Origin of the sequence: Rubellimicrobium rubrum (assembly GCF_006152115.1) — a bacterium.
In the GTDB taxonomy this organism is placed as follows: Bacteria; Pseudomonadota; Alphaproteobacteria; order Rhodobacterales; family Rhodobacteraceae; genus Rubellimicrobium; species Rubellimicrobium rubrum.
Window position 1 is genome coordinate 12,892 of sequence record NZ_VDFU01000025.1, and the last position, 20,037, is coordinate 32,928.

The following is a 20,037-nucleotide window of genomic DNA, read 5'->3' on the forward strand; positions in this document are numbered from 1 at the left end:
GCCTTATCGTTCTGCACTTGGTTCCCCACCGCGGTCCGCCCCGACTCCAGCCGGAGTTCGCCCCAACCGCTGGATGAGTTGTTCCCCGCCTGCTCATACTTGAGGGAGCATCGCCCTGGAACCGCAGGAGCGGATGATGATCGAGGCATGGTCAAGCGACCCGCCCTGCAGGCTGGATACGGACGCACCGCCCTGTCAGCCCAGTTCCATGGTCGCAATGGCCTGCTCCCAACCATTGCCCGGCGCATGCGACCCGCGGTACATCCGCGCCGTTCGGAACGTTTCGTGGTACCCCAACGCCCGGAGGTCGCGAATGAACGCGTCGTTGGCCTCGGGCACGTCGATGATCCAGGGTTCAGGACCGTCGGCCGAGGCGACCAAGGCCATGGCATGAGCCGCATCGGGCGCGACGATCGGGCCGATCTTGCAGCCTGTTCGGCAGGCCCGCACGGTTGCGAACGCCTGGACTCCCTGATTGTCCTCGAACACCAGCGTTCTTCGATGGAGCGAGGGTTTCACCCATGCCGACAGGAAACGGGGCCGTTCAACGCCGGTCGCAGCCCGGTCGAGATGCTCGATCCGCTCAAGATCCTGGGGCAGCGCCGGGCGGACCCCTGGGCGCCTCGAGCCGTTCTGCCGTCCTTCGAAGCGCAGCGTCGCACCGTTCCTGACAAAGCCTGACCGCGCGTAGTTGGCCTCTTGGGCGGCCACCCCGTCGAGCCCGATGGTCCGTGCGCCGCCATGGGCGAGGCCGCGCTTCCAGAGCATGGAACCGATGCCCTGCCCTCGCCAGTCTGGGCGGCAGATGTATAGGCCAAGGAAGGCGTACCGGTCGGAGTGGTTCACGACGGAGATGGCGCCAACGGGCTCGCCGTCGCAGAGCGCAAGAAGGAATCCAGCTGGATCGGCAGAGTGGAAGGCCGCGGCATCGTCCAGTCCAGGGTTCCAGCCCTCGGTTTCGGCCCAACCCAGGACTTCATCCAGTTCCCCGCTCTCCATCCCCTTGATGCACACCCGTGTCATGCTCCCAAAGCCTCTCGCAGGGACCGGGGCGCCGAAGGCAAGGACCGCAAGTCGAGCGAGGACACGAGGTCGAGCAGATGGCCCTTCATCATCTGCTCGGCCCCCTCACCGTCGCGGTCGGCCAAAGCGTTCAGCAAAGCATGGTGCGCGTGGCTTTCGCAGAGCGCGTTGCGACGCCGCCAGTACAGCGCAATGATGAGAGAGGATCGCGCGATGAGTTGCCCGATGAACTCCGCGATCGTGTCCTGGTCGGCAATCCGCGCGATCTCGAGATGGAACAAGCCGGACTGGCGGAGGGCTCTTCCTGGGTGGTTGTCGGCAATGGCACGGTGCTCCTCGTCGATCAGTTCCCGGAGGCGGGCGACCTCCGCAGGGCCGGCGCGCTCTGCCGCCGAACGCGCAGTCCGAGGCTCCAGCAAGGCGCGCGCCTCGAAGACCTCGCGGGCCTCGCGAACCGTCGGTTGCGCCACGAACGCACCCTTGTTGCGCTTCAGAGTGATCAGTCTTTCGTGGCCGAGGCGCTGAAGCGCGGCACGAACCACTGTCCTGCTCACGCCAAAGACCTCGCCCACGTCGTCCTCACTGAGCTTCGTTCCCGGCACGAGACGATGCTCGTGAATCGCGAGCGCCAACTGATCAGCGACCGCTTCAGCCGGTCCTGCGACTCGGCCCGCCTCCCTATCCATGCTTGCTGCCTCAAGGTTTTTCGATGTTCACACGACCGGGGGTCCGACCCGGAGGCAACACCCAAATGGACCCGCGGCCGTATTGTATACAATCAAGTCTATGATTTAGGCGCAGCACGTCTACGAACGCTCTCATTTTCATCAACGGCTGTCTGAGGGGGACAAAGGCGCGATTTCTTCTCCGCTTCCGGTTCGTCGTTGCCCAGTGTTCCCAAGAGCGAGCGGGAGTGCCCATGCGAACTGGCCAAGACCTTGAGTTGATCCACCTGACCAAGCGCTACGGCGACACGGTGGCGGTGGACGATGTGAGCTACCTGTTCCGGGGCGGCAGCTATGTGTGCCTGCTGGGTCCGTCCGGCTGCGGGAAAACCTCGACCCTCCGGATGATCGCGGGTCACGAAACCGCCTCGCAAGGCTCGATCGTCCTTTGCGGGACCGAGGTCACGGGGCTGCCGCCTGCCAAGCGCGGCACGGCCATGATGTTTCAAAGCTATGCGCTGTTCCCGCATCTGACCGTGCGCGACAACGTGGCGTTCAGCCTCAAGATGAAGGGCGTGGACCAAGCCGTCCGGCACAAGCGCGCGGGCGAACTCCTCGAACTGGTCGACATGACCCGCTACGCCGACCGCCTGCCCTCGCAACTGTCGGGCGGCCAGCAGCAGCGGGTCGCGCTGGCCCGGGCCTTGGTCACCAATCCTCAAGTCCTTCTTCTCGATGAGCCGCTCTCGGCGCTGGACCCGTTCCTGCGTGTGCGGATGCGGACAGAACTCAAGAAACTCCAGCGCGAGCTTGGAATAAGCTTCATCCACGTCACCCACGGTCAGGACGAGGCGCTGGCTCTCGCAGACGAGATCGTGCTGATGAACAACGCCCGCATCGAGCAGGCCGGCCCCGCGCGCGAGATCTTCAATGCCCCGCGCACAGAGTTCGTGGCCCGGTTCATGGGGGGGCACAACGTGGTCGCCCTTCCGCAAGGTCGCTTCGCGCTTCGGGCCGACAGTGTGCGCTTGGCCCAGAACGGGACCGAGGCCGTCGTCCGTGCCGTCGAATACCAGGGGGGCCATGTCGCGCTGACGGCGCGCCTTGCAGGGGACCAGGAGATTCTGGCCCTCATCCCCGAAGGCGACTTCTACGCGGATCCGAAATCCCCGGGCGACGCCGTTCGGCTCGCCTGGGATGAGGGGCGGCTCCACCGCCTCCAAGCCTGACACGACATCCAGACAGGGACAGAAGACCGATGACCAAGATGCGATACAGCCGGCGCAGCCTGCTCAAGACCGGGGCCGCCGCCCTTGCCGCCAGTGCGCTGCCCGCACCGATGATCTGGGCGCAGGAGATCAAGGACATCACCCTGCGCCAGTTCGGCACCGGCGTGTCGAACCTCAACGAGGTCGCGCAGAAGGTGAAAGAAGACCTCGGCTTCACGCTTGAGATGACGGCCCTCGACTCGGATGCCGTGACTCAGCGCGCTGCGACCCAACCGGACAGCTTCGACATCGCCGATATCGAGTATTGGATCGCCAAGAAGGTCTGGCCGACCGGCAACCTTCAGGCCATGGATACCTCCAAGATTGCGAACTACGACAAGATCGTGGGCATCTTCCGCAACGGCAAGCTCACACCTGACAGTACCATCGCACAGGGTACCGCGCCGCACACCGTGGGCTTCACCTCCGGGCCCGGCGGCACCGACTTCGTCGCCGAGGAGTCAGGTTGGATGACCTTGATCCCGACGATCTACAACGCCGACACACTGGGCATCCGCCCCGACCTCATAGGCCGCCCCATCGAGTCCTGGGCCGAGCTGCTGAACCCCGAGTTCAAGGGCAAGGCCTCGCTCCTCGACATCTCCTCCATCGGCATCATGGACGCCGCCATGGTCTGCGAGGCGATGGGAGAAATCCAGTACGGCGACAAGGGCAACATGACCACGGACGAGATCGACCGCACCATGGCGATCATGACCGAGGCCAAGCGCGCCGGCCAGTTCCGGTCCTTCTGGAAGACCTTCGACGAATCCGTGAACCTCATGTCCTCGGGCGAGGTGGTGATCCAGTCCATGTGGTCACCGGCCATCACCGCCGTGAAGTCTCGCGGCATCCCCTGTGTGTACCAGCCTCTCAAGGAAGGCTACCGCAGCTGGGGCGGCGGCATCGGCCTGTCCTCAAGCCTCGATGGCATGGCGCTGGATGCGGCCTACGAGTACATCAACTGGTACCTGTCGGGCTGGGTCGGCGGCTTTCTGATGCGTCAGGGGTACTACTCGGCGGTGCCCGAAACCTCCAAGACCTTCATGACCGCCAACGAGTGGGGTTACTGGTTCGAGGGCAAGCAAGCCGTCGAACCGATCACCAACCCGTTCGGCGATGTCCTGGCCCAGGCCGGCGAAGTGCGCGATGGGGGCTCCTTCGAGGAGCGCATGGGCAAGGTCGCCTGCTGGAATTCCGTCATGGACGAAAACCAGTACATGGTCCGCAAGTGGAACGAGTTCATTGCCGCCTGAGTCGATCAGCATCGCGGGGTCCTTCGAGACCCCGCCTCTCGTGCGGCCCCAGCGGACGCGCCGGGGTCACCTCGCGTCGCGCCACGTAACCGGCTGGTTGCTGGCCGCTCCTCTGGCTGTGGTGCTTCTGGCGTTTCTCGTGCTGCCGATCATCATGATCGTGGTCGTCAGCTTCTGGACCGCGACCGAGTTCTCGATCGTGCCAGCTTTCTCATGGGAGAACTATGAGTTCCTCCTGGGCTCGGACGTGACCTGGCGCGTGCTGCTGAACACCGCCAAATACGCCGTCGTCACATGGGCCATCACCGTCGTGCTGGGCTTCACGGTCGCGTATTTCCTGGCCTTCCACGTTCGCTCGCAGACCTGGCAGACGGCGCTGTTCCTTCTTTGCACCATCCCCTTCTGGACCTCGAACATCATCCGCATGATCTCCTGGATCCCGTTCCTGGGCCGCGAAGGCCTCGCGAACTCGGCGCTTCTGTCCTGGGGCGTGATCGACGAGCCGCTGGATTGGCTGCTGTTCTCCGACTTCTCGGTGATCCTCGCGTTCGTGCATCTCTACACGCTGTTCATGGTCGTTCCGATCTTCAACACGATGATGCGGATCGATCGGACCCTGATCGAGGCCGCAAACGACGCGGGCGCGAGCGGGTTTCAGACACTCTGGAACGTGGTGCTGCCGCTGACGAGACCCGGCATCATGATCGGCACGATCTTCGTCATTACGCTGGTGATGGGCGATTTCATCACCGTGCGCTTCATGTCGGGGTCGCAGTCCGCCAATGTCGGCCGCCTGATCCAGAACGACATCGGCCTGCTTCAGTATCCCTCGGCCTCAGCGACATCGGTGCTGCTTCTCATCGTCACGCTGATGGTCATCGGCATCCTGCTGCGTCTCGTGGACATCCGGAAGGAGCTTTGATGAACCCGCGCCCCCGTTCCTTCTACGTGCTGGCCGCGATCTTCGGGCTCTTCCTGCTGTTTCTTTACGGCCCCACCATCACCATCGCGATCCTGAGCTTCCAAGGGCCTGAAGGCGGCCTGACCTTCCCGATGCGGGGCGTGTCGCTGCACTGGTTCCGCGACCTCTTCCAAGAGCAGGCCGTCGGCGACATATGGGGCAGCTTCGGCCGTTCGTTTGTCTTGGGTCTCATGGTCATGGTCACGACGGTCGTTGTGTCGGTCATGGGAGGCCTTGCCTTCCGCAAGCGGTTCAAGGGATCGGCCGTCCTGTTCCAGCTCGTCATCGCCAGTCTCGTGATTCCCTCGATTCTCGTCTCGCTGGGTGTGGGCCTGATCTTCTCGCAGGCAGGCCTGCCAGTTCACTGGGCGTCGTCGGGCTTCGGAGCACAGCTGACCTGGACGGTCCCATTCGGCCTGCTGATTATGTTCGCCGTCTTCAACCGCTTCAACCCAGCCTACGAAGAAGCGGCCCGTGACCAGGGCGCCACCGCATGGCAGACGATCCGCCATGTCGTCCTGCCGATCATCGCCCCGTCCCTGCTGGGTGTGGCGCTCTTCGGATTCACGCTCAGCTATGATGAATTCGCGCGGACGCTGCTCACCGCCGGAAGCCGCAACACGCTCCCGCTCGAGATCTATGGCATGACCACCAACGTCACGACGCCTGTCATCTTTGCCTTGGGCACACTGACGACGGTGTTTTCCTTCGTCGTGATCGGTGCCTTCCTCCTTACGTTGGGCGCAGCAAGCCGACGCAGGGCAAAGGCTGGCTCGGACGCGGGCAGAGCTGTCTGATGCGTATCCTGTTCATCAACCCGAACTCCACGGTTGCCATGACGGACGCTGCTGTCCGAGTTGCTCGCCTCACCCTCCCGGAAGCCGAGATCCTGGGCTGGACAAACCATGACGGCCCGCCAGCAATCCAGGGCCCTCGGGACGGTGAAGCCGCCGTAGCGGGAGTGCGGGCGCTACTGCCCCGCGCACGGGCGGAGCGGGTGGATGCTATCGTCATCGCCTGCTTCGACGACACCGGCCTGGAGGAGATCCGCGCCGCAGCCCATTGTCCTGTCATCGGCATCGGACAGGCTGCCATGCACCTCGCCGCGCTCATTGGCCGCCGTTTCACGGTTGTGACCACCCTTCCCGTCTCTGTCCCCGTGATCGAGGCCAACGTCGCTGCTTACGGGTTCGGCGAACGCTGCGCCCGGGTGCGGCCATCGGGCCTGCCCGTGCTTGAGGTCGAGGCCGGGGGGCCGGCGGTCGTGTCGCGGCTGCAGGAGGAGATCGCCGCCGCGAGGCAGGAGGACGATGCGGAGATCGTGGTGCTGGGCTGCGCCGGGATGGCCCTCTTGCGTGGCGAGTTGCAGGAAGGCGCAGCCGTCACCCTGATCGACGGCATCGAGGCTGCCACCGTGCTTGCCGGCGCGCTCGCCAACTGGACGGCGACCACGCAGCAGTTGCTTCGGGTCTGATCCGTCGCCGCACTGCACCCGGTGGACGCCAGAAGCGTTGCGGGGGGCTTGGCGGTGGATCAGGCGCCCGTTGCGGCGACCGCCATCAGGATCGCGCTGGCCACCTGATTGCCGCCCACATCGCTATGCGAACTCACAAACCGGTCTGCGCGCAGGTTGTAAACCTTGCCGGCTTCGAAGCCGTAGTCCTGCCCGGCTTCTTCCAACAGGGTGCTGGTTTCCTCGACTTCGGGGGTGTGCTGCGCTCCGTTCCGGCCCATGCCACCGTAAGGATCGTTCTCGTCCCCCAGCGCCGCAGCCGCTTGGCGGGCGATGCGCGAGGCCAAGGGGTAGGCGATGCCGACAGCCGTGTCGTTCTTGGTGTGGGTGATCAGGATCGGACCGGAAGCACGCCGCTCCGCCAGAAGTGCCCGGAACGCGCCGTCGCGCCCGTTCTCATCAAAGTTGTCGGCCAAGCCATTATGGGAAAAGGCAGCCTGGAGAAGGCTGAGGGTCACGCCGTGCGTACGGGGCGGAAGGTCATGGGCTGCGACCGTGACGAGGCGTCCCCCGAAACTGTGGCCGACCAGATGCAGGCGCAAGGTCGGATGTCGGTCGCGCAAGCGCCTGAGCACCGGAGCAAGGCCAACCCGCCCGACAATGCCGGCCCGGCTCTTCATGCCATAATAGGTCGTATAGTTCGCCAGCCGCCGCGCCGCCGCACCGACCCCGCCCAGGAAATCCCCCAAACCTGCTGCGCCGCCGGAACCCACGCCCGTGGCTCCACCGGCTTTGGGGGCTCCCGGAGCGACAACCTGCCCATTCAGACCTGCAAACAGCTCGTCTGCCGGGCGCGTGAAGAAAGCATCCGATCCATCGTCAGCATGCGCCTCGGCCGGGTCCAGAACCGATCGCAAGATGGCCACAAACCGCTCTCGCGCTGCAGGATCCTCACTCAGGCTAGGTGCCAGTGCTTGCGCTTCGGACAAGAGCGCTTCCCGGATCTCGTTCCGTTCCGTGCCACCCAGGGTTTCCGGATCGTGCTTCATTGCCTCCAGAAGCCGAGCGAGCGCCTCGTCGTTCTCGTGGGTCGCCGATGCGGCACCGCCGCCTGGGATGAGGTCCTCGTCCGCGAACTTCTTCGACGGCCAGAACACCCGCAGCGCGCCCATTCGGCGATCTTCGAGGCCCGACACGAGATTTGCCGCCGTTACCCGTTCCAGGCTCTTGGTCAGGCGGTCGAACAGAGCGCTGGCTTCGGCCTTGTCGTTGTTCCAGCCGTGGCAGAGCACCAGCAGGTCCGTGTAGCCTCCGGCCTTCTCCAGCAATCCGGTCACCTGGGCTTCGTCGAAAACGCGACCATCGCGGGTGAATTCGATCTCGTGGTGCTCGATGACCAAGACCTGCCTCCCTAAACCGCCTGAAGCGCTCGCATGAGATCGACCAAGCCGTGCCCCTCGAAGTACCGTTCACGTCCCAACGGCGTGGCGTTCTCGAGAAAGATCCGTTTCACTTCCAGGGGTCGGCCGATGAACTCCCGCCTGATGGACAGGAAGGCCGCGATGGCGCCCGACACGTGCGGCGCAGCCATGCTCGTGCCGGTGTCGTCCAGGTAATGCGCCGCCTCATCTTTCGCGCCACCCGCTTCCGCCAGCTTGTGGCCTGCGGCGCAGGAGGTGATCCGCTCGCCCGGGGCTACGAGATCGGGCTTGAGCCGCCCATCCGTCGTCGGCCCTTTCGATGAGAAATAGGACACCCCGTAAGTGTGCGGCGAATCCCGGTGCGTGGCTCCCACCGTGATGGCCATGTCCGCATTGCCAGGATCGTTGATGCTGTTGGAAATCCCGACCTGAGCCGATCCCGAGCTCGATGCTGCAGCACCGTATCCCGTGTTGCCGGCCGCCGTCACCACTACGACGCCCTCCTGGACCAGGCGGTTTACCGTTGCGCAAAGCGGGCTCTGACCGCAGGCGAACACCTCGGGGTCGAAGGAGTATCCGACGCTCAGGTTGACCCCATGGACCCGCATGACCTTGGGGTTGTCGTTGATCTTCTCTCGCAGGTACTCCAGTGCCTCAATGACTTGGCTGGATCGCCCTTCCCCCTTGTCGTCCAGCACCCGTAGGCTGATCAGTCGGCATAAGGGGGCCATGCCCCGAGGCTCGTGCTTCCCGCGCGAGGCTGTTTTCCGCGCCTTCGGCCGATAGCGCCGCTCGGCGAAGCGCGATGTGACAGCCTTGCCGTCCGGGTTCACGACGAACTGCCGCTCCAGAAGCCGGAGTGCCGCCCGTTCGGCTGGGGGTGCTTCTCCAGCGATGATGCCGGCAACATGTGTGCCATGGCCGAAATCGTCCGTCAGCGCCGCACGCCGATGCTGCTCAATCAGGTCGTCGCGGACCTCGGGTGCCAAGGTCGTGTCCCAGTCGGGGCTGGGGAGAGAAGGCAGGGGTAAACGATCATCCCCGGTCCCACTGAACAGATCGGCGAAGTTCCTGTGGAGGTCGCGCACCGTGTCGTTCAGCAGAAGATGCGTAGCTTGCTCCTCGGGGGTGCTGGACTCGCCAAAATGCAGGTGGCTGGCGTCGATACCCGAGTCGATGACCGCCCAGGTGATGTCCTCTCCGGCGGCGCCGAAAGAGTTGAGCGCCGCATCCGACTTGATCGTGGTGACCGAACGGTCAGTGTAGGCCCGGACCTTGAAGTCGGGCCAAAGCCGGAAGATCGCCCGCTCCGGGGACGGTTTCTGTTCGTCTTCGGCGATCAGCGCCCGCCATTCATCATCCGTCAGATCGCATCGGTAGTAGGATTTTCCAATCCGGATGGGAAACCGTCCAGGGCTCTGCCCCGGATCGGACGTCGGATCGGGCTGCTGGACGTGGAGCCGATGCAGGGCGAAGAAGTCACTTTCAGCCCCAGGCAGCCCACCCCGATGCTGGGCGTTCAGCTCGACGATGTATCGACCCGGCTCGGCCGAACCGGGTGCGGGAAGCCCCCACTCTTCCCGCTTGGCGGCATCGCGCATCTCGACCGGAGCGACCATCCGACCGAAAGCACGGAACGGACGGCCCATTATCTGGTCCTGTCCACCGGATTGAGGACCCGCAGAATTTTTGGATGGTCGTCGGGCCATTCGGTCTCAACCGATTAGACTGCATGGGTGAAAGCATAGCAGCACCGCCCGAATTCATCCAGTCGCTATGTGCGTGAACCGGAGCGGCGAGATGCGGGGCTCGGATGACCCTGGGAGATTGAAGAATGCAAGTTTAGCTTGACACTACGGCAACTGTTCGCGTTATGATTTCGGTCAAAGATCAGGAATGTCCTGCTTGGCTATGGACCCATAAGCTAAAGGGTCTGCTATCGGCTTGGCAGCCGATTTTCAGTGTCCCTCCTGGCATCGATCAATCGGAGCCAGCGTCTTGATGCAACTGCTCCGCATCCTCCGTTATTCATTGCATGGAAGTCTCTCTGGTAGATTGGTGGTTTCAGATTAGAGGAGTTACACGATGCCTTTAGAGAATGTGGATTATGAAGCAATTCAACGGCGACTGCATAAGTTGGGGTACAATCCCGGTCCGATAGATGGCGTACGCGGCCGTCTGACCATCAATGCGATCAAGCTGTTCCAATCCCAGAACGACCTTGTGGTCGATGGCCTCGTGGGGCCTAACACCCATGCCGCGCTGTTTCGCGGTAGCTCTGCAGGCATAGCGGCAACTCATGATCTTATGCCATGGATGCAGGAGGCCCGACGCCTGATCGGTCTCAAGGAGGATGTCGGCCCCGGCTCGAACCCGACGCTCATAGACTTTGGCGAAGCCTTGAACATCGACTACGCCAACGACGACGTTCCGTGGTGCGGGCTGTTCGTGGCCCATTGCGTCGGGTCCAGCCTTCCCAGCGAGCCCCTTCCGACGACACCACTGCTGGCTCGGGCCTGGCGCAAGTTTGGCCAGTCCTGTGCGCCCCAGTCGGGTTCCGTCCTTGTGTTCTGGCGGGGATCGCCTGATGGCATCAAGGGCCACGTAGGCTTCTACGAAGGCGAGGACCCGACCCACTACCATGTGCTGGGCGGCAACCAGTCGGACGCTGTGAACGTCCGCCGGATTGAACGCAGGCGGCTTCTTGCGGCCCGGTGGCCGCTCTCAGCTCTGGCCCCGACCGGGCAGACGCTGATGGCATCGGCTGACAGCGGAGTGGAGGCATCGACGACAGAGGCTTGAGACAACGTCAGCGACGCAAGCCATTGCGATGTCACGGCTTCAACGAGACAGAACTAGACGCTTGGCCCGGAAGCGCCGATCAGCCGTCCTTGACTGCACATCTAGAGGCGGTGTCGGGAACGAAATTATCTTGCTCGCAGCGACGCGATAGCCTCTGGGCCACTGCGAACTCCGTCCGAAGCAATGTGATCGTCCGGTTTGACTGTTCTGACGGGCCGAGATGCCTGACGATGGTGTCCGCTTGTGGATGATGAACACTATCGGGGTTGCGGGTCGTGGGTGGCGCGAGGTCGGAAGCGTCGGGTCTGGTCGGGCGAGGAGACGCGGGCGATCTGGGCGCGGGTGTCGGGGGTCTGGGGGAGCTAGGTCGCGCGGCGCTGCGACGCGAACACGAACCTGGTCTTCACCGGGCTGCGCGACCCTCGGTTTGCGCCTGACAAGGCGGCCGGGGAAGCGGCCCTCTTCCGGCCCGTCGAGGTCGTCGCGGAGCGCGACTGTCCTGCTGAGCCTGCAGCACCAAGCGTCCAGAGCCGGATCGAGATCGATCGTGCAGGCGGCCACCGGCTGCGGATCACGGGCCGCTACGACCCCGATGCGCTGGCGCAGCTGATCGGGGGCCCCTCGGTGTGATCCCTGTCCCCAGCAACACTCGGGTCTGGCTCGCGGCCGGGGTGACCGACATGCGCCGGGGCTTTGCCGGGCTGGCGGTACAGGCCGAGGCGCTGCTGAAGCAGGACCCCTTCGCGGGCCATCTCTTCGTTCGGCACGGCCCTCGGAGCGGTGGCGTGCTCGTGCCTTGCTCCGCAGCCGGCGCGGTGACCTGGTCAGGGTGATCTGGTGGGATGGCCAAGGGCCCTGCCTTTTCGTCAAGCGCTTGGAGAAGGGCCGCTTCCTGTGGCCGGCGGCGGCCGAGGGCAAGGTGGCCCTGACCCCGGCGCAGCTCGCTATTTTCGCCGACGACACGCCCGTGAGCATGCTCGCACCCGGCACCGGCAGGAGGCACACGGCAGCTCTGGACCTATGGTCGTGATGAGCGCCCTTGGGACGGCGGCACGCCCCCGGCGGCCCTCGCCATGGTCCTCGGACCCATGGCGGACCCTGGCTCGATATCGCTTCTCGACCGACCGCAAGGGCCAGCATCCGAAGGATCACCTCTCGGGCTTCTGCGGCTGGATGCACGTCGACGGCTACGCCGGCTTTGAGGACCTCTACCGCGCCGGCAGCGTCCGCGAGGTCGCCTGCCTGGCGCATGTCAGGCGCAAGTTCGTCGATGGGCATCGGGCGCAAGGCTCTGCCCTTGCCGAGGAGGCCATCGGGCGCATTGCCCAACTCTATGCCGTCGAGGCGGAAGCCCGGGGCTCACCCCCAGACCAGCGCGTCGCGATCCGGCAGGCCAGGGCCAAGCCGGTCTTCGAGGATCTCGAGAGGTGGCTCGTCGCCCAAGCTCCCCGCCATCTCCGGCAAGAGCCCCCTCGCTACAGCGATCCGCTCCGCGCTGGCCCGAATGGCACGGCTCAGGCTCTCTCTCGAGCCCGGCCTGCTCGAGATCGACAACAGCGAGCCGTTGTCCGCCCTCGGTCCGCCGACAATGGCAAGCGCCGAGCGCAGCATGCGCGCCATCGCCCTCGGCCGGAAGAACCACCTGTTCGTGGGCTCGGAGGCGGGCGGCCGCGCCGCGGCCATCGCCGACACCCTGAGCGAGACAGCCAAGCTCAACGGTGTCGGCCCGCAGGCCTGGCTCGGCCTGTCCCCTGGCGCGCCTGCCTGACCACAAGATCACCAGGCGATGACCTGCTGCCTTGGCGCCCCCGGGCCCAGCAAATACGCCGGACGCCGACGAAGCAATTCGGCCGCTTGCGGATCTTCATTGGCTACGCCTGAGAGGGCGGAACGTCATGGCCGCAGTCGTTTGATCCACGTGTCAGGAACGGCCTTCATAGCCCCAGTTCCGCCAATGCCGGCCGGTCGCAACGACCATCCAGCCCTTTGATTCAGAAAAAGGGCCCGCTGCGATTCCTGCAGCGAGCCCGAACGGCGAGACCTCTGCCGATGCGGGTCGCATCAGCCTAGCCGTGCCGGCGTCGGATCAGTTGTCCACGCGCAGGTTGCCTGCGGCGGCCTTGCCGCTGCGAGCGTCGCGTTGGATGTCGAAGGACACGACTTGTCCTTCGTGCAGATCACGTAGGCCAGCTTGCTCCACGGCCGAGATGTGGACGAACAGATCCTCGCCGCCTGACTCGGGTTCGATGAATCCAAAGCCCTTGGTCGCATTGAACCACTTGACGGTGCCCCTGCCGCTTCCCTCGACCTGGCGGGATGCACCACCCCGCGGACCGCCGGAAGACCGCTCGTAGCCGCCCTCCGAACGGAAGCCGCCCTGCGACCGCGGCGCGGGACGTGAGGAGGCGCCGCCGCCGGAGCCAGTGACCCGCAGCTCGACCGCGGCAACCTTGCCCGAACGACGATCCTGTTCGACCTCGTAGCTCACGGTATCCCCGTCGTTCAGGGACCGGATTCCCGACCGCTCGAGCGCGGAAGCGTGAACAAAGATATCGGGGCCGCCGTCCTGCGGCGTGATGAAACCAAAGCCTTTGGCTGTGTTGAAGAACTTGACAGTGCCGCTCGCCATTCCGGATCTCCTGAGAAAGCGCGCCGCCTCTAGCACAGGTTGCGGGACGAAGGGAGTAGGAAGTGGAGAAAGACGAAACGTCACGGGAATCCTGCCGATCCGTTGGAGATCAGCAGCCAAACTCCAATGATGCCCAGACTACGAATTCAGCGACCGTGGTCAGGCTTTGGCACGCTCCGCCGAACGCTCCTGGAGGAAGATCACCAAGCCTGCGCCCGTGATGAGGGCACCCCCGAGGATCATCGCCGGCCTTGGCATGTCGGCGAAGAACAGCCACCCGAGAAAGATCGCCCAAGGCAGGAGGGTGTACTGGAACGGGGCGATCACAGCCGCATCGGCAAGTTTCAGGGCACGATTGACGCAAACATGGGCCAGCATCGCCACCACGCCGAGCAGACCCAGTAGCGTCAAATCCAGCCCTGTCGGGTCAGTCCACCCCCAAGGAGAAGCCAAGACGCCAGCCACCAAGGCGCCGGCAATCTGCCAGAACACAAGCGTGGTGTCCGGCGTGGCCCGGAGTTGCCGACCGGTCAGCATCATGGCGGCAAAGCAGCCCATACCCAGCAGCGCGACCCACACCGCCCTGCCCTGGCCTGCGCCGAATGGATCGAGGGCGATGAGCACGCCGACGAAGCCCACAGCAATCGCCATCCAGTTCCACCGGCCCACTCGCTCCCCCAGCAGCAGCGGAGCAGCTACGGCGACGCAGATAGGCGCGGCCATCCAGTAGGTCATCACGTCCGCCAACGGGAGAAGCATCACGGCCCAGTAGAAGCAGAAAACTTCGCCTGTCGAGAAGACGACGCGAAGCGCCTGCAACCCTGGTCGCTCCACCGCAAGAAGCCGTTTGAACCCCCAGCGCCAGAGAACCGGAGCAAGGACAATGAGAGCGACCGCGCTGCGGATCAAGAGCACCTGACCAACGGAATAGGTCGCCACCAAGAGCTTTCCCATCGCGTCGTTCAGCGAGAAAAGAAGCATGCCAAGCAGCATGAGCCCGATGCCTGCCCCGGCTGCAGAGAACAGCCCGGCACGAGAAACGCGGTTTGCTGTGCGGGCGGTCATGGCGCAGTCCGTCCAGGGAAGGGCCGGCCCGGCTCCGGGCGGCCCTCCGTGTCTGCTCAGCCGCCGGACCGCAACTCGTCGAGCGCCGCCTGCATGGCCTCGACGACGTCGCGGCCGATCGTGTCAGCGTGCGTTTCGTAGACGGTCGCGACCGCCTCCCGAATGCGCTCCATCTCGGTGGGCTCAAGCTGGTTGAACTTCATTCCGGCTTCCTGCACGCGCTCAAGCGATTGCTGGGAGAGTTCGCGGCTCGCCTGCCGCTGCACGGCCTGACCCTCCATGGCACAGTCGCGCAGGATCTGCTGCTCCTCGGGAGAATAGGTGTCGAAGATGGCCTTCGAGAACAAGACCATGAACGGTGTATAGGCGTGGCGCGTTTCGGTCAGGTACTCCTGCACTTCGGAGAACTGGGAGGTGTCGATGGTGACGTAAGGGTTCTCCTGCGCGTCGATCGTGCCCGTCTCCAGTGCAGTGAAGACCTCGCCAAAGGCCATCGGCATGGCGTTCGTGCCGAGATTGGAAAAGGTGTCGAGGAAAATGTCGTTCTGCATCACGCGAACGCGCATGCCCTCGAGATCCTCCAACTTTGTCACGGGCCGGACGGAGTTGGTCAGGTTGCGGAAGCCGTTCTCCCAGTAGGCCAAGTTGATGAGGCCATGAGCCTCCATCTTTTCGGAGATCATGGCCCCGAACTCGCCGTCGAGGATGGCATCTGCCTCTTGGTCGTCGGCAAAGAGGAACGGCAGGTCGAACACTCCCAACGCGGGCTCGATCCCGACAAGCGGCGAAGTCGAGGTGACCACCATTTCCTGCGTGCCCGACCGCAGCGCCTGCGTCGCGTCGAGGTCGTTGCCCAAGGCGGCCGACCAGAACGCATTGAGGGTCCAGGTGCCGCCCGTCCGTTCGTCGAAGCAGGCTTGCATCGCCTGTACGCCATTGCCGACGGGATGGGTCTCGGCCACTCCGTTCGAGATGGTGATCGTGCGTTCCTGGACCTGGGCGGTGGCCGGCAGCGCGGCGGCCGAGGCCAGAAGGGCTGCCAAGGCAGTTGTAGTCGCTCTCATCGTTGGTTTCCTCCCATAAGTTTCCGTCTATTGGGTTCTGTCAGCGCAGCCATTCCAGCGGAACCGTCACGATCTGCGGAACCAGGACCAAAAGGAAAAGGAGCGCGATCTGTCCCAAAAGAAAGGGCGTGACCCCAACGACGACCTGACCGAACGGCACCCGGGCCACCCCGCTCACGACGTTCAGCACGACACCGACGGGTGGGGTGAGCAGGCCGATGCAGTTGGCCATGACGAAAATGACGCCGAAGTAGACGGGGTCGATCCCGGCCTGAATGATCAATGGCATGAGAACGGGCGTAAGGATGAGGATCGTCGGGGCCAGATCCAGCGCCGTTCCCACCAGAAGCACCAGAAGCACGATCAGCAGCATCAGCAGCCGGGGTCGGTCGATGACGGGGGCCAGGAACTGGCTGATCTCGCCAGGGATGTTGGCGCGGGTGATGAGCCAGGACGTGACCAGCGCAGCGGCTACCAGGAACAGCACCACCGAAGTCACCTTGGCCGCATTGAGGAACACAGCATAAAGATCGCGGATCTTCAGTTCCCGGTAGATGAACAGCCCCACCAGCAAGGCGTAGGTCGCCGCGACGACGGCCGCTTCGGTCGGGGTGAAGATCCCAAGGCGGATGCCCCCCAACACGATCACCGGCATGACCAGCGCCCAAGTGGCCCGCCCGGTCGCGCGCAGACGGCCGCTCATGGGGACTCTGGGCAGGACCGCTACTTTCTCCTTGCGTGCCACGATGATCCAGATCACGACAAGCGTCAGCGCCATCAGGATTCCCGGGACGACACCGCCTAGGAACAGCCCGGTGATGGAAACGTTGGCCGCCACCCCAAAGATGATGAAAGCGATGGACGGTGGGATGACGGGCGCGATGATCCCGCCTGCGGCCATGAGGCCGGCCGCGCGGGGGACATGATAACCCGCCTCGCGCATCATCGGGATGAGGATCGAGGCCAGCGCCGCACTGTCGGCGGCAGCCGAACCCGACAGCGACGCCATGATGACGGCTGCAATGATGGCCACGAGCCCCAGACCACCGCGGATGTGACCCACGCAGGCGATGGCGAAGTCCACGATCCGCTTGGAAAGTCCCCCCGCGTTCATGAGTTCGCCCGCAAGCAGGAAGAACGGGATGGCCAGCAGTGTGAACGTGTTGGCACCCTGGATCATCTGCTGGGAGAGGATCGACGAGTTGAAGATCCCGAGCCACTGCATCAGCACGACGCCGCAGAACATCAGAGCAAAGGCCACCGGCACGCCGATGGCCATGGTGACGAAGATGGTGACCAGGAAGACGATGATTGTCATTCGCCGCCCCTGTTCTGGACCACGCCATCGCCCCATTCCCCCGCGAAATGTGCGACCTCGGCCTCGGTCGTGCGGCCGGTCAGGATACGGAACAGACGGATCGTGGCGATCACGCCGATGCCCAGCGCAGTGAAGTAGCCTACTCCGAACACCCAGATCATCGATAGGCCCACCACCGCAGCGGTCATGGATGCGTTGATGTCATGTTGGATCCATGTCCCCCAGAACATCACCCCCGAACAGATCAGAATGATCGCGTTGCTGATGGCCATGCAGATCAGGCGGCCACTCCGGCCGAACCGGCGCACCAGGGTCTCCACCCCGATGTGACCATGCTCGCCGAAGGTGAGCACGGCACCGATGAACGTAAGCCAGACGAAGAAGTAGCGCGACATCTCCTCCGAGAAGGTCAGGCCGCTATTGAAGCCGTATCGCAGGACGACATTGAGCAGCACCATGGCCGCCATGCCCGCAAGAAGTCCGATCAGGATCCATTCCAGCAAACGCGTGATCGCAGCCACGGCCCAGTCCGTCATCAACTCACCTCCCCTAGGCGGATCTCCGGTGAGCTTGGCGCCCCCTGGGTCCAGTTCGCAACCTGCTTGCCTGTAACGCATCATAGGGCAAACGAGACGGATGACGACCCGTCCATCAGAGGACTGGCGACACAACCGTCCATGTGTCGTGGGTTTGGCGTGACTTCATCCGCAAGTCGCCAAACCCTGGCGGCGCGCCTGGGGTGCATGCCAGGAGGCCGGCGCCGTCCCCTGGGCGGCCCGAGCACGGCCTCGGGCGTAGTGGCCACCCCGCAGCCGGGACTAACGCCGGTGGCGCCTCGTAAGCTCCAGCCGAAGTTCACGACGGGAGATATGGTCACTGGCCCGCGCGACGGAGAAACAAGGCGGGGTTGAGGCCACGATACAGCCCGGATCCCCTGCGGGACCTGCTCCGCCACTGTCCGCGTCAGGCAGCATCACGAACTGCGGTTGCAATCCCCCCAAGATTCAGTGTGATCAAGTTCGGCCGTTTCAGGATCCGATCCAAACGAGGAAACCCTGTGCGGAACGGCTATTGCTGCCGCTTGGCCGACTCTTGAAGGGGACCTTCGTACGATGAGCGCTACCAACCAGTCCGTTCTTTCGGAGGTTTTCCGCGAGGCTTTCCGCAACCATCCCGCTGGCGTTTCTGTCATCGCCGCAGATCCGGGGGACGGTCCGGTCGCTCTCACCGTGAGCTCCCTTATCTCCGTCAGCGCCAGCCCACCCACGGTGGCCTTCTCACTATCAGCCCAGTCCACGACGGCCGTCACCATCCTGAGAGCCGAGACGATGGTGATCCATCTGCTCCGGCACAAGGACATGCCCCTCGCCCAGCTTTGCGCGACCAGCGGCGCTGACCGCTTCGGAGCCGAAGTAAGATGGGCACGCCTGCCGACCGGAGAGCCTCGTTACATCGACGTGGGCATATGGTTCCGCGCCCGACCTCTGCACACATTGCCGGTGTCCGGAGCAACCCTGATCGTGGCCGAGCTTCTCGAAGGTCAAGTGGCGGAGGCGGAGGTGAGCGAGGACGAACTGTCGATGGTTTACCTCAATCGACAGTGGCATGGGCTGCGGCCTGTCTTGGAAGTGTCTCTCTAAGTTGAGGAGTGGGTCGCAACACCGTCCGGAATAGGTCAACTCCCCTGCAAGGTTGTCACGCGCTCCTTCCATCGACAAGGATTCCGTTGTCGGTGACAGCCTTGTCGATCAAGGCCCTTCCGGGCGTGAAAGCTCTGCTTCGTGCTGCGCTTCGATGGGCTCAGGACCTGCAAGCGCTGATCTGGAACCACGTCGCCTGGTCGGGGGAGTTTGCCGATGAGATCCCGGCCAACCCCCGGTTCGCGATCGCAACTCGAGCCGGTCCTGTGCCTCCCTCCCTTTCGCCGGGAAAGAACGGATGATGCGGCCCAGATCGCCCTGTCGAACGGCAACAACCGGGACGGGTGCATCGACCCAACGGACACCAAGGTGGGTTCGGAGATCGCGATCCGGGGGCCCTGGTGATAGACACAGGCCAGCGGCGCACCCGCTTTGCCCGCCACTGCCACACGGTTCCTGGGACAAAATGGGGCCGACCCGGCCGAGATCGCAGGTGCGGCGAGACGTCAACTGGACGGCTACCCGACCCTGACTTGGCTTGAGGGCCGGGCCGTTGCAGCTCCGACGGCCCCGACGCCTTCACTATCAGGACCGAGGACAGACAGATCCACGAAGGATGGTGCATCGTCTTGGCCATCGGGGTGTCCGACCAGCGTCCAGAGATCCCGGGGACAGCCGAGCGGTGGGGGCGGAGGGTGCTCCACTGTCCCTACGGCCACAGCTACGAACTCGATGAGGGCCGCGTCGGCGTGATCGCGACAGGACCGATGTCCGTGCATCAGGCGGAACTCCTGATTGAATGGGGCGACGTCACCTTCCTGACCAACGCCGCCCAAGAGCTTGACCCGAACACGCGGCGCACCTGCGTAACCGGGGCGTCACAATCGAGGAGAATCATATCAGCCGGATCGAAGAAGAGGCAGACCTCCTACTGTCGCACGGACGCCGCCTGCCCTTCGCGGGCCTTTTCACCGCAACCCGCTGTGTGCCCGCAGGCCCCCTGCCCGCAGAAATGGGCTGCGCCTTGGACGAAACGCCCATGGGTCTTCAGATCCGAACTAGCGCGGCCCAGGAGACCACCCTGCCCGGTGTCTTCGCCTGCGGGGACGTGGCCTCTGTCCCGCATCAATCTCCCTCGCCATGGACAACGGCGCCATGACCGGCATCCACATCCATCGCTCCCTTGTCTGGTCGGAGCACTGAGGGATGGAGGCAGCAGGCTCAGCCTTCTCGGGCTACGCCGAAGGAACGGCGTGAAGACCGAGGTCAGCGGCGCCGGCGCTATCACGCCTGTGGACGAGCGTACGCCGCCCGGTCCGGTTCGCGCTCGGCGGCGAAGAAACGGGCCGGTTCGTCGGGCCCGATAGGACGACGCCGTGCGGAGGCTACGGACTTCGCCAATCTAGTTAATCGCAATGTATCGGTTCCGTGGAGCATGATTGGTCCACAGCCGGACACATCAATCCTGGACT

General features: G+C 64.2%; 17 protein-coding genes and 4 pseudogenes. 11 read left to right on the forward strand and 10 right to left on the reverse strand.

Annotated elements, in window-relative coordinates; genetic code table 11:
- Positions 1–195 precede the first annotated feature (195 nt).
- Both FHG66_RS16475 and FHG66_RS16480 read right to left on the reverse strand, forming a co-directional pair.
- Complete coding sequence (locus FHG66_RS16475; protein WP_139078149.1) at positions 196–1,023, reverse strand: GNAT family N-acetyltransferase; 828 nt, start codon at positions 1,021–1,023, stop codon at positions 196–198.
- A complete protein-coding gene (locus FHG66_RS16480) occupies positions 1,020–1,709 on the reverse strand; it encodes a GntR family transcriptional regulator (RefSeq protein ID WP_139078150.1) in 690 nt (229 codons plus the stop codon). The genes FHG66_RS16475 and FHG66_RS16480 overlap by 4 nt, the downstream gene beginning before the upstream one ends.
- Positions 1,710–1,942: 233 nt before the next feature.
- On the opposite strand from FHG66_RS16480, the gene FHG66_RS16485 reads away from it, so the two are divergent.
- Genes FHG66_RS16485 through FHG66_RS16505 form a run of 5 tightly spaced genes read left to right on the forward strand, consistent with a single transcriptional unit; the run spans position 1,943 to position 6,647 of the window.
- Entirely contained in the window at positions 1,943–2,917 is a 975-nt protein-coding gene (locus FHG66_RS16485; RefSeq protein ID WP_139078151.1) for an ABC transporter ATP-binding protein, read from the forward strand.
- Between the two features lie 29 nt (positions 2,918–2,946).
- A complete protein-coding gene (locus FHG66_RS16490) occupies positions 2,947–4,212 on the forward strand; it encodes an ABC transporter substrate-binding protein (RefSeq protein ID WP_139078152.1) in 1,266 nt (421 codons plus the stop codon).
- Positions 4,213–4,252: 40 nt separating this feature from the next.
- A complete protein-coding gene (locus FHG66_RS16495; protein WP_139078187.1) occupies positions 4,253–5,134 on the forward strand; it encodes an ABC transporter permease in 882 nt (293 codons plus the stop codon).
- Entirely contained in the window at positions 5,134–5,970 is an 837-nt protein-coding gene (locus FHG66_RS16500; RefSeq protein ID WP_139078153.1) for an ABC transporter permease, read from the forward strand. The genes FHG66_RS16495 and FHG66_RS16500 overlap by 1 nt, the downstream gene beginning before the upstream one ends.
- Entirely contained in the window at positions 5,970–6,647 is a 678-nt protein-coding gene (locus tag FHG66_RS16505; protein ID WP_139078154.1) for an aspartate/glutamate racemase family protein, read from the forward strand. The genes FHG66_RS16500 and FHG66_RS16505 overlap by 1 nt, the downstream gene beginning before the upstream one ends.
- Positions 6,648–6,706: 59 nt before the next feature.
- On the opposite strand, the gene FHG66_RS16510 is transcribed toward FHG66_RS16505, so the two are convergent.
- Both FHG66_RS16510 and FHG66_RS16515 read right to left on the reverse strand, forming a co-directional pair.
- Positions 6,707–8,026: an alpha/beta fold hydrolase gene (locus FHG66_RS16510; RefSeq protein WP_139078155.1), complete on the reverse strand. Its 1,320-nt coding sequence runs from the start codon at positions 8,024–8,026 to the stop codon at positions 6,707–6,709.
- An 11-nt stretch (positions 8,027–8,037) separates the two neighbouring features.
- Positions 8,038–9,696 (reverse strand): S8 family peptidase, encoded by a 1,659-nt coding sequence (locus FHG66_RS16515; RefSeq protein WP_218013878.1) that lies wholly within the window; start codon positions 9,694–9,696, stop codon positions 8,038–8,040.
- 436 nt (positions 9,697–10,132) lie between these two features.
- On the opposite strand from FHG66_RS16515, the gene FHG66_RS16520 reads away from it, so the two are divergent.
- The 4 genes and pseudogenes from FHG66_RS16520 to FHG66_RS22670 all read left to right on the forward strand — a co-directional run bounded on the left by FHG66_RS16520 (position 10,133) and on the right by FHG66_RS22670 (position 12,617).
- The gene (locus FHG66_RS16520) at positions 10,133–10,849 is read left to right on the forward strand and encodes an NlpC/P60 family protein (protein WP_139078157.1); all 717 of its coding nucleotides are present in this window, start codon (positions 10,133–10,135) and stop codon (positions 10,847–10,849) included.
- 626 nt (positions 10,850–11,475) lie between these two features.
- Positions 11,476–11,879: pseudogene (gene tnpB, locus FHG66_RS22385) on the forward strand (IS66 family insertion sequence element accessory protein TnpB).
- Positions 11,879–12,235, forward strand: a pseudogene (locus FHG66_RS22665) (IS66 family transposase); the annotation flags it as partial. The pseudogenes tnpB and FHG66_RS22665, both read left to right, overlap by 1 nt.
- Before the next feature lie 118 nt (positions 12,236–12,353).
- A complete protein-coding gene (locus FHG66_RS22670; protein WP_281282955.1) occupies positions 12,354–12,617 on the forward strand; it encodes a transposase in 264 nt (87 codons plus the stop codon).
- Between the two features lie 318 nt (positions 12,618–12,935).
- Here FHG66_RS22670 and FHG66_RS22390 read toward each other — a convergent pair.
- The 6 genes and pseudogenes from FHG66_RS22390 to FHG66_RS16565 all read right to left on the reverse strand — a co-directional run.
- A pseudogene (locus FHG66_RS22390) lies at positions 12,936–13,139 on the reverse strand (cold-shock protein); the annotation flags it as partial.
- Between the two features lie 156 nt (positions 13,140–13,295).
- Positions 13,296–13,478, reverse strand: a pseudogene (locus FHG66_RS21960) (cold-shock protein); the annotation flags it as partial.
- Between the two features lie 159 nt (positions 13,479–13,637).
- Positions 13,638–14,543, reverse strand: coding sequence for a DMT family transporter (locus FHG66_RS16550; protein ID WP_139078160.1), 906 nt, complete (start codon positions 14,541–14,543; stop codon positions 13,638–13,640).
- A gap of 56 nt (positions 14,544–14,599) precedes the next feature.
- Positions 14,600–15,607 carry a TRAP transporter substrate-binding protein gene (locus FHG66_RS16555; protein WP_139078161.1) on the reverse strand — a complete coding sequence of 336 codons (1,008 nt, stop codon included), beginning with the start codon at positions 15,605–15,607 and terminating at the stop codon, positions 14,600–14,602.
- Between the two features lie 40 nt (positions 15,608–15,647).
- The gene (locus tag FHG66_RS16560) at positions 15,648–16,925 is read right to left on the reverse strand and encodes a TRAP transporter large permease (RefSeq protein WP_139078162.1); all 1,278 of its coding nucleotides are present in this window, start codon (positions 16,923–16,925) and stop codon (positions 15,648–15,650) included.
- The gene (locus tag FHG66_RS16565) at positions 16,922–17,461 is read right to left on the reverse strand and encodes a TRAP transporter small permease (protein ID WP_139078163.1); all 540 of its coding nucleotides are present in this window, start codon (positions 17,459–17,461) and stop codon (positions 16,922–16,924) included. The genes FHG66_RS16560 and FHG66_RS16565 overlap by 4 nt, the downstream gene beginning before the upstream one ends.
- A 576-nt stretch (positions 17,462–18,037) precedes the next feature.
- On the opposite strand from FHG66_RS16565, the gene FHG66_RS16570 reads away from it, so the two are divergent.
- Entirely contained in the window at positions 18,038–18,565 is a 528-nt protein-coding gene (locus FHG66_RS16570; protein WP_139078164.1) for a flavin reductase family protein, read from the forward strand.
- An 862-nt stretch (positions 18,566–19,427) separates the two neighbouring features.
- Positions 19,428–19,724, forward strand: coding sequence for an FAD-dependent oxidoreductase (locus FHG66_RS22985; protein WP_218013886.1), 297 nt, complete (start codon positions 19,428–19,430; stop codon positions 19,722–19,724).
- Positions 19,725–20,037: the final 313 nt, after the last annotated feature.

Excerpts from the sequence above, each read along its gene's own strand:
- FHG66_RS16475 (WP_139078149.1), bottom strand. The coding sequence starts at position 1,023 with ATGACACGGGTGTGCATCAAGGGGATGGAGAGCGGGGAACTGGATGAA.
- FHG66_RS16480 (WP_139078150.1), bottom strand. The coding sequence starts at position 1,709 with ATGGATAGGGAGGCGGGCCGAGTCGCAGGACCGGCTGAAGCGGTCGCT.
- FHG66_RS16485 (WP_139078151.1), top strand. The coding sequence starts at position 1,943 with ATGCGAACTGGCCAAGACCTTGAGTTGATCCACCTGACCAAGCGCTAC.
- FHG66_RS16490 (WP_139078152.1), top strand. The coding sequence starts at position 2,947 with ATGACCAAGATGCGATACAGCCGGCGCAGCCTGCTCAAGACCGGGGCC.
- FHG66_RS16500 (WP_139078153.1), top strand. The coding sequence starts at position 5,134 with ATGAACCCGCGCCCCCGTTCCTTCTACGTGCTGGCCGCGATCTTCGGG.
- FHG66_RS16505 (WP_139078154.1), top strand. The coding sequence starts at position 5,970 with ATGCGTATCCTGTTCATCAACCCGAACTCCACGGTTGCCATGACGGAC.
- FHG66_RS16515 (WP_218013878.1), bottom strand. The coding sequence starts at position 9,696 with ATGGGCCGTCCGTTCCGTGCTTTCGGTCGGATGGTCGCTCCGGTCGAG.
- FHG66_RS16520 (WP_139078157.1), top strand. The coding sequence starts at position 10,133 with ATGCCTTTAGAGAATGTGGATTATGAAGCAATTCAACGGCGACTGCAT.
- FHG66_RS22670 (WP_281282955.1), top strand. The coding sequence starts at position 12,354 with ATGGCACGGCTCAGGCTCTCTCTCGAGCCCGGCCTGCTCGAGATCGAC.
- FHG66_RS16550 (WP_139078160.1), bottom strand. The coding sequence starts at position 14,543 with ATGACCGCCCGCACAGCAAACCGCGTTTCTCGTGCCGGGCTGTTCTCT.
- FHG66_RS16555 (WP_139078161.1), bottom strand. The coding sequence starts at position 15,607 with ATGAGAGCGACTACAACTGCCTTGGCAGCCCTTCTGGCCTCGGCCGCC.
- FHG66_RS16560 (WP_139078162.1), bottom strand. The coding sequence starts at position 16,925 with ATGACAATCATCGTCTTCCTGGTCACCATCTTCGTCACCATGGCCATC.
- FHG66_RS16565 (WP_139078163.1), bottom strand. The coding sequence starts at position 17,461 with ATGACGGACTGGGCCGTGGCTGCGATCACGCGTTTGCTGGAATGGATC.
- FHG66_RS16570 (WP_139078164.1), top strand. The coding sequence starts at position 18,038 with ATGAGCGCTACCAACCAGTCCGTTCTTTCGGAGGTTTTCCGCGAGGCT.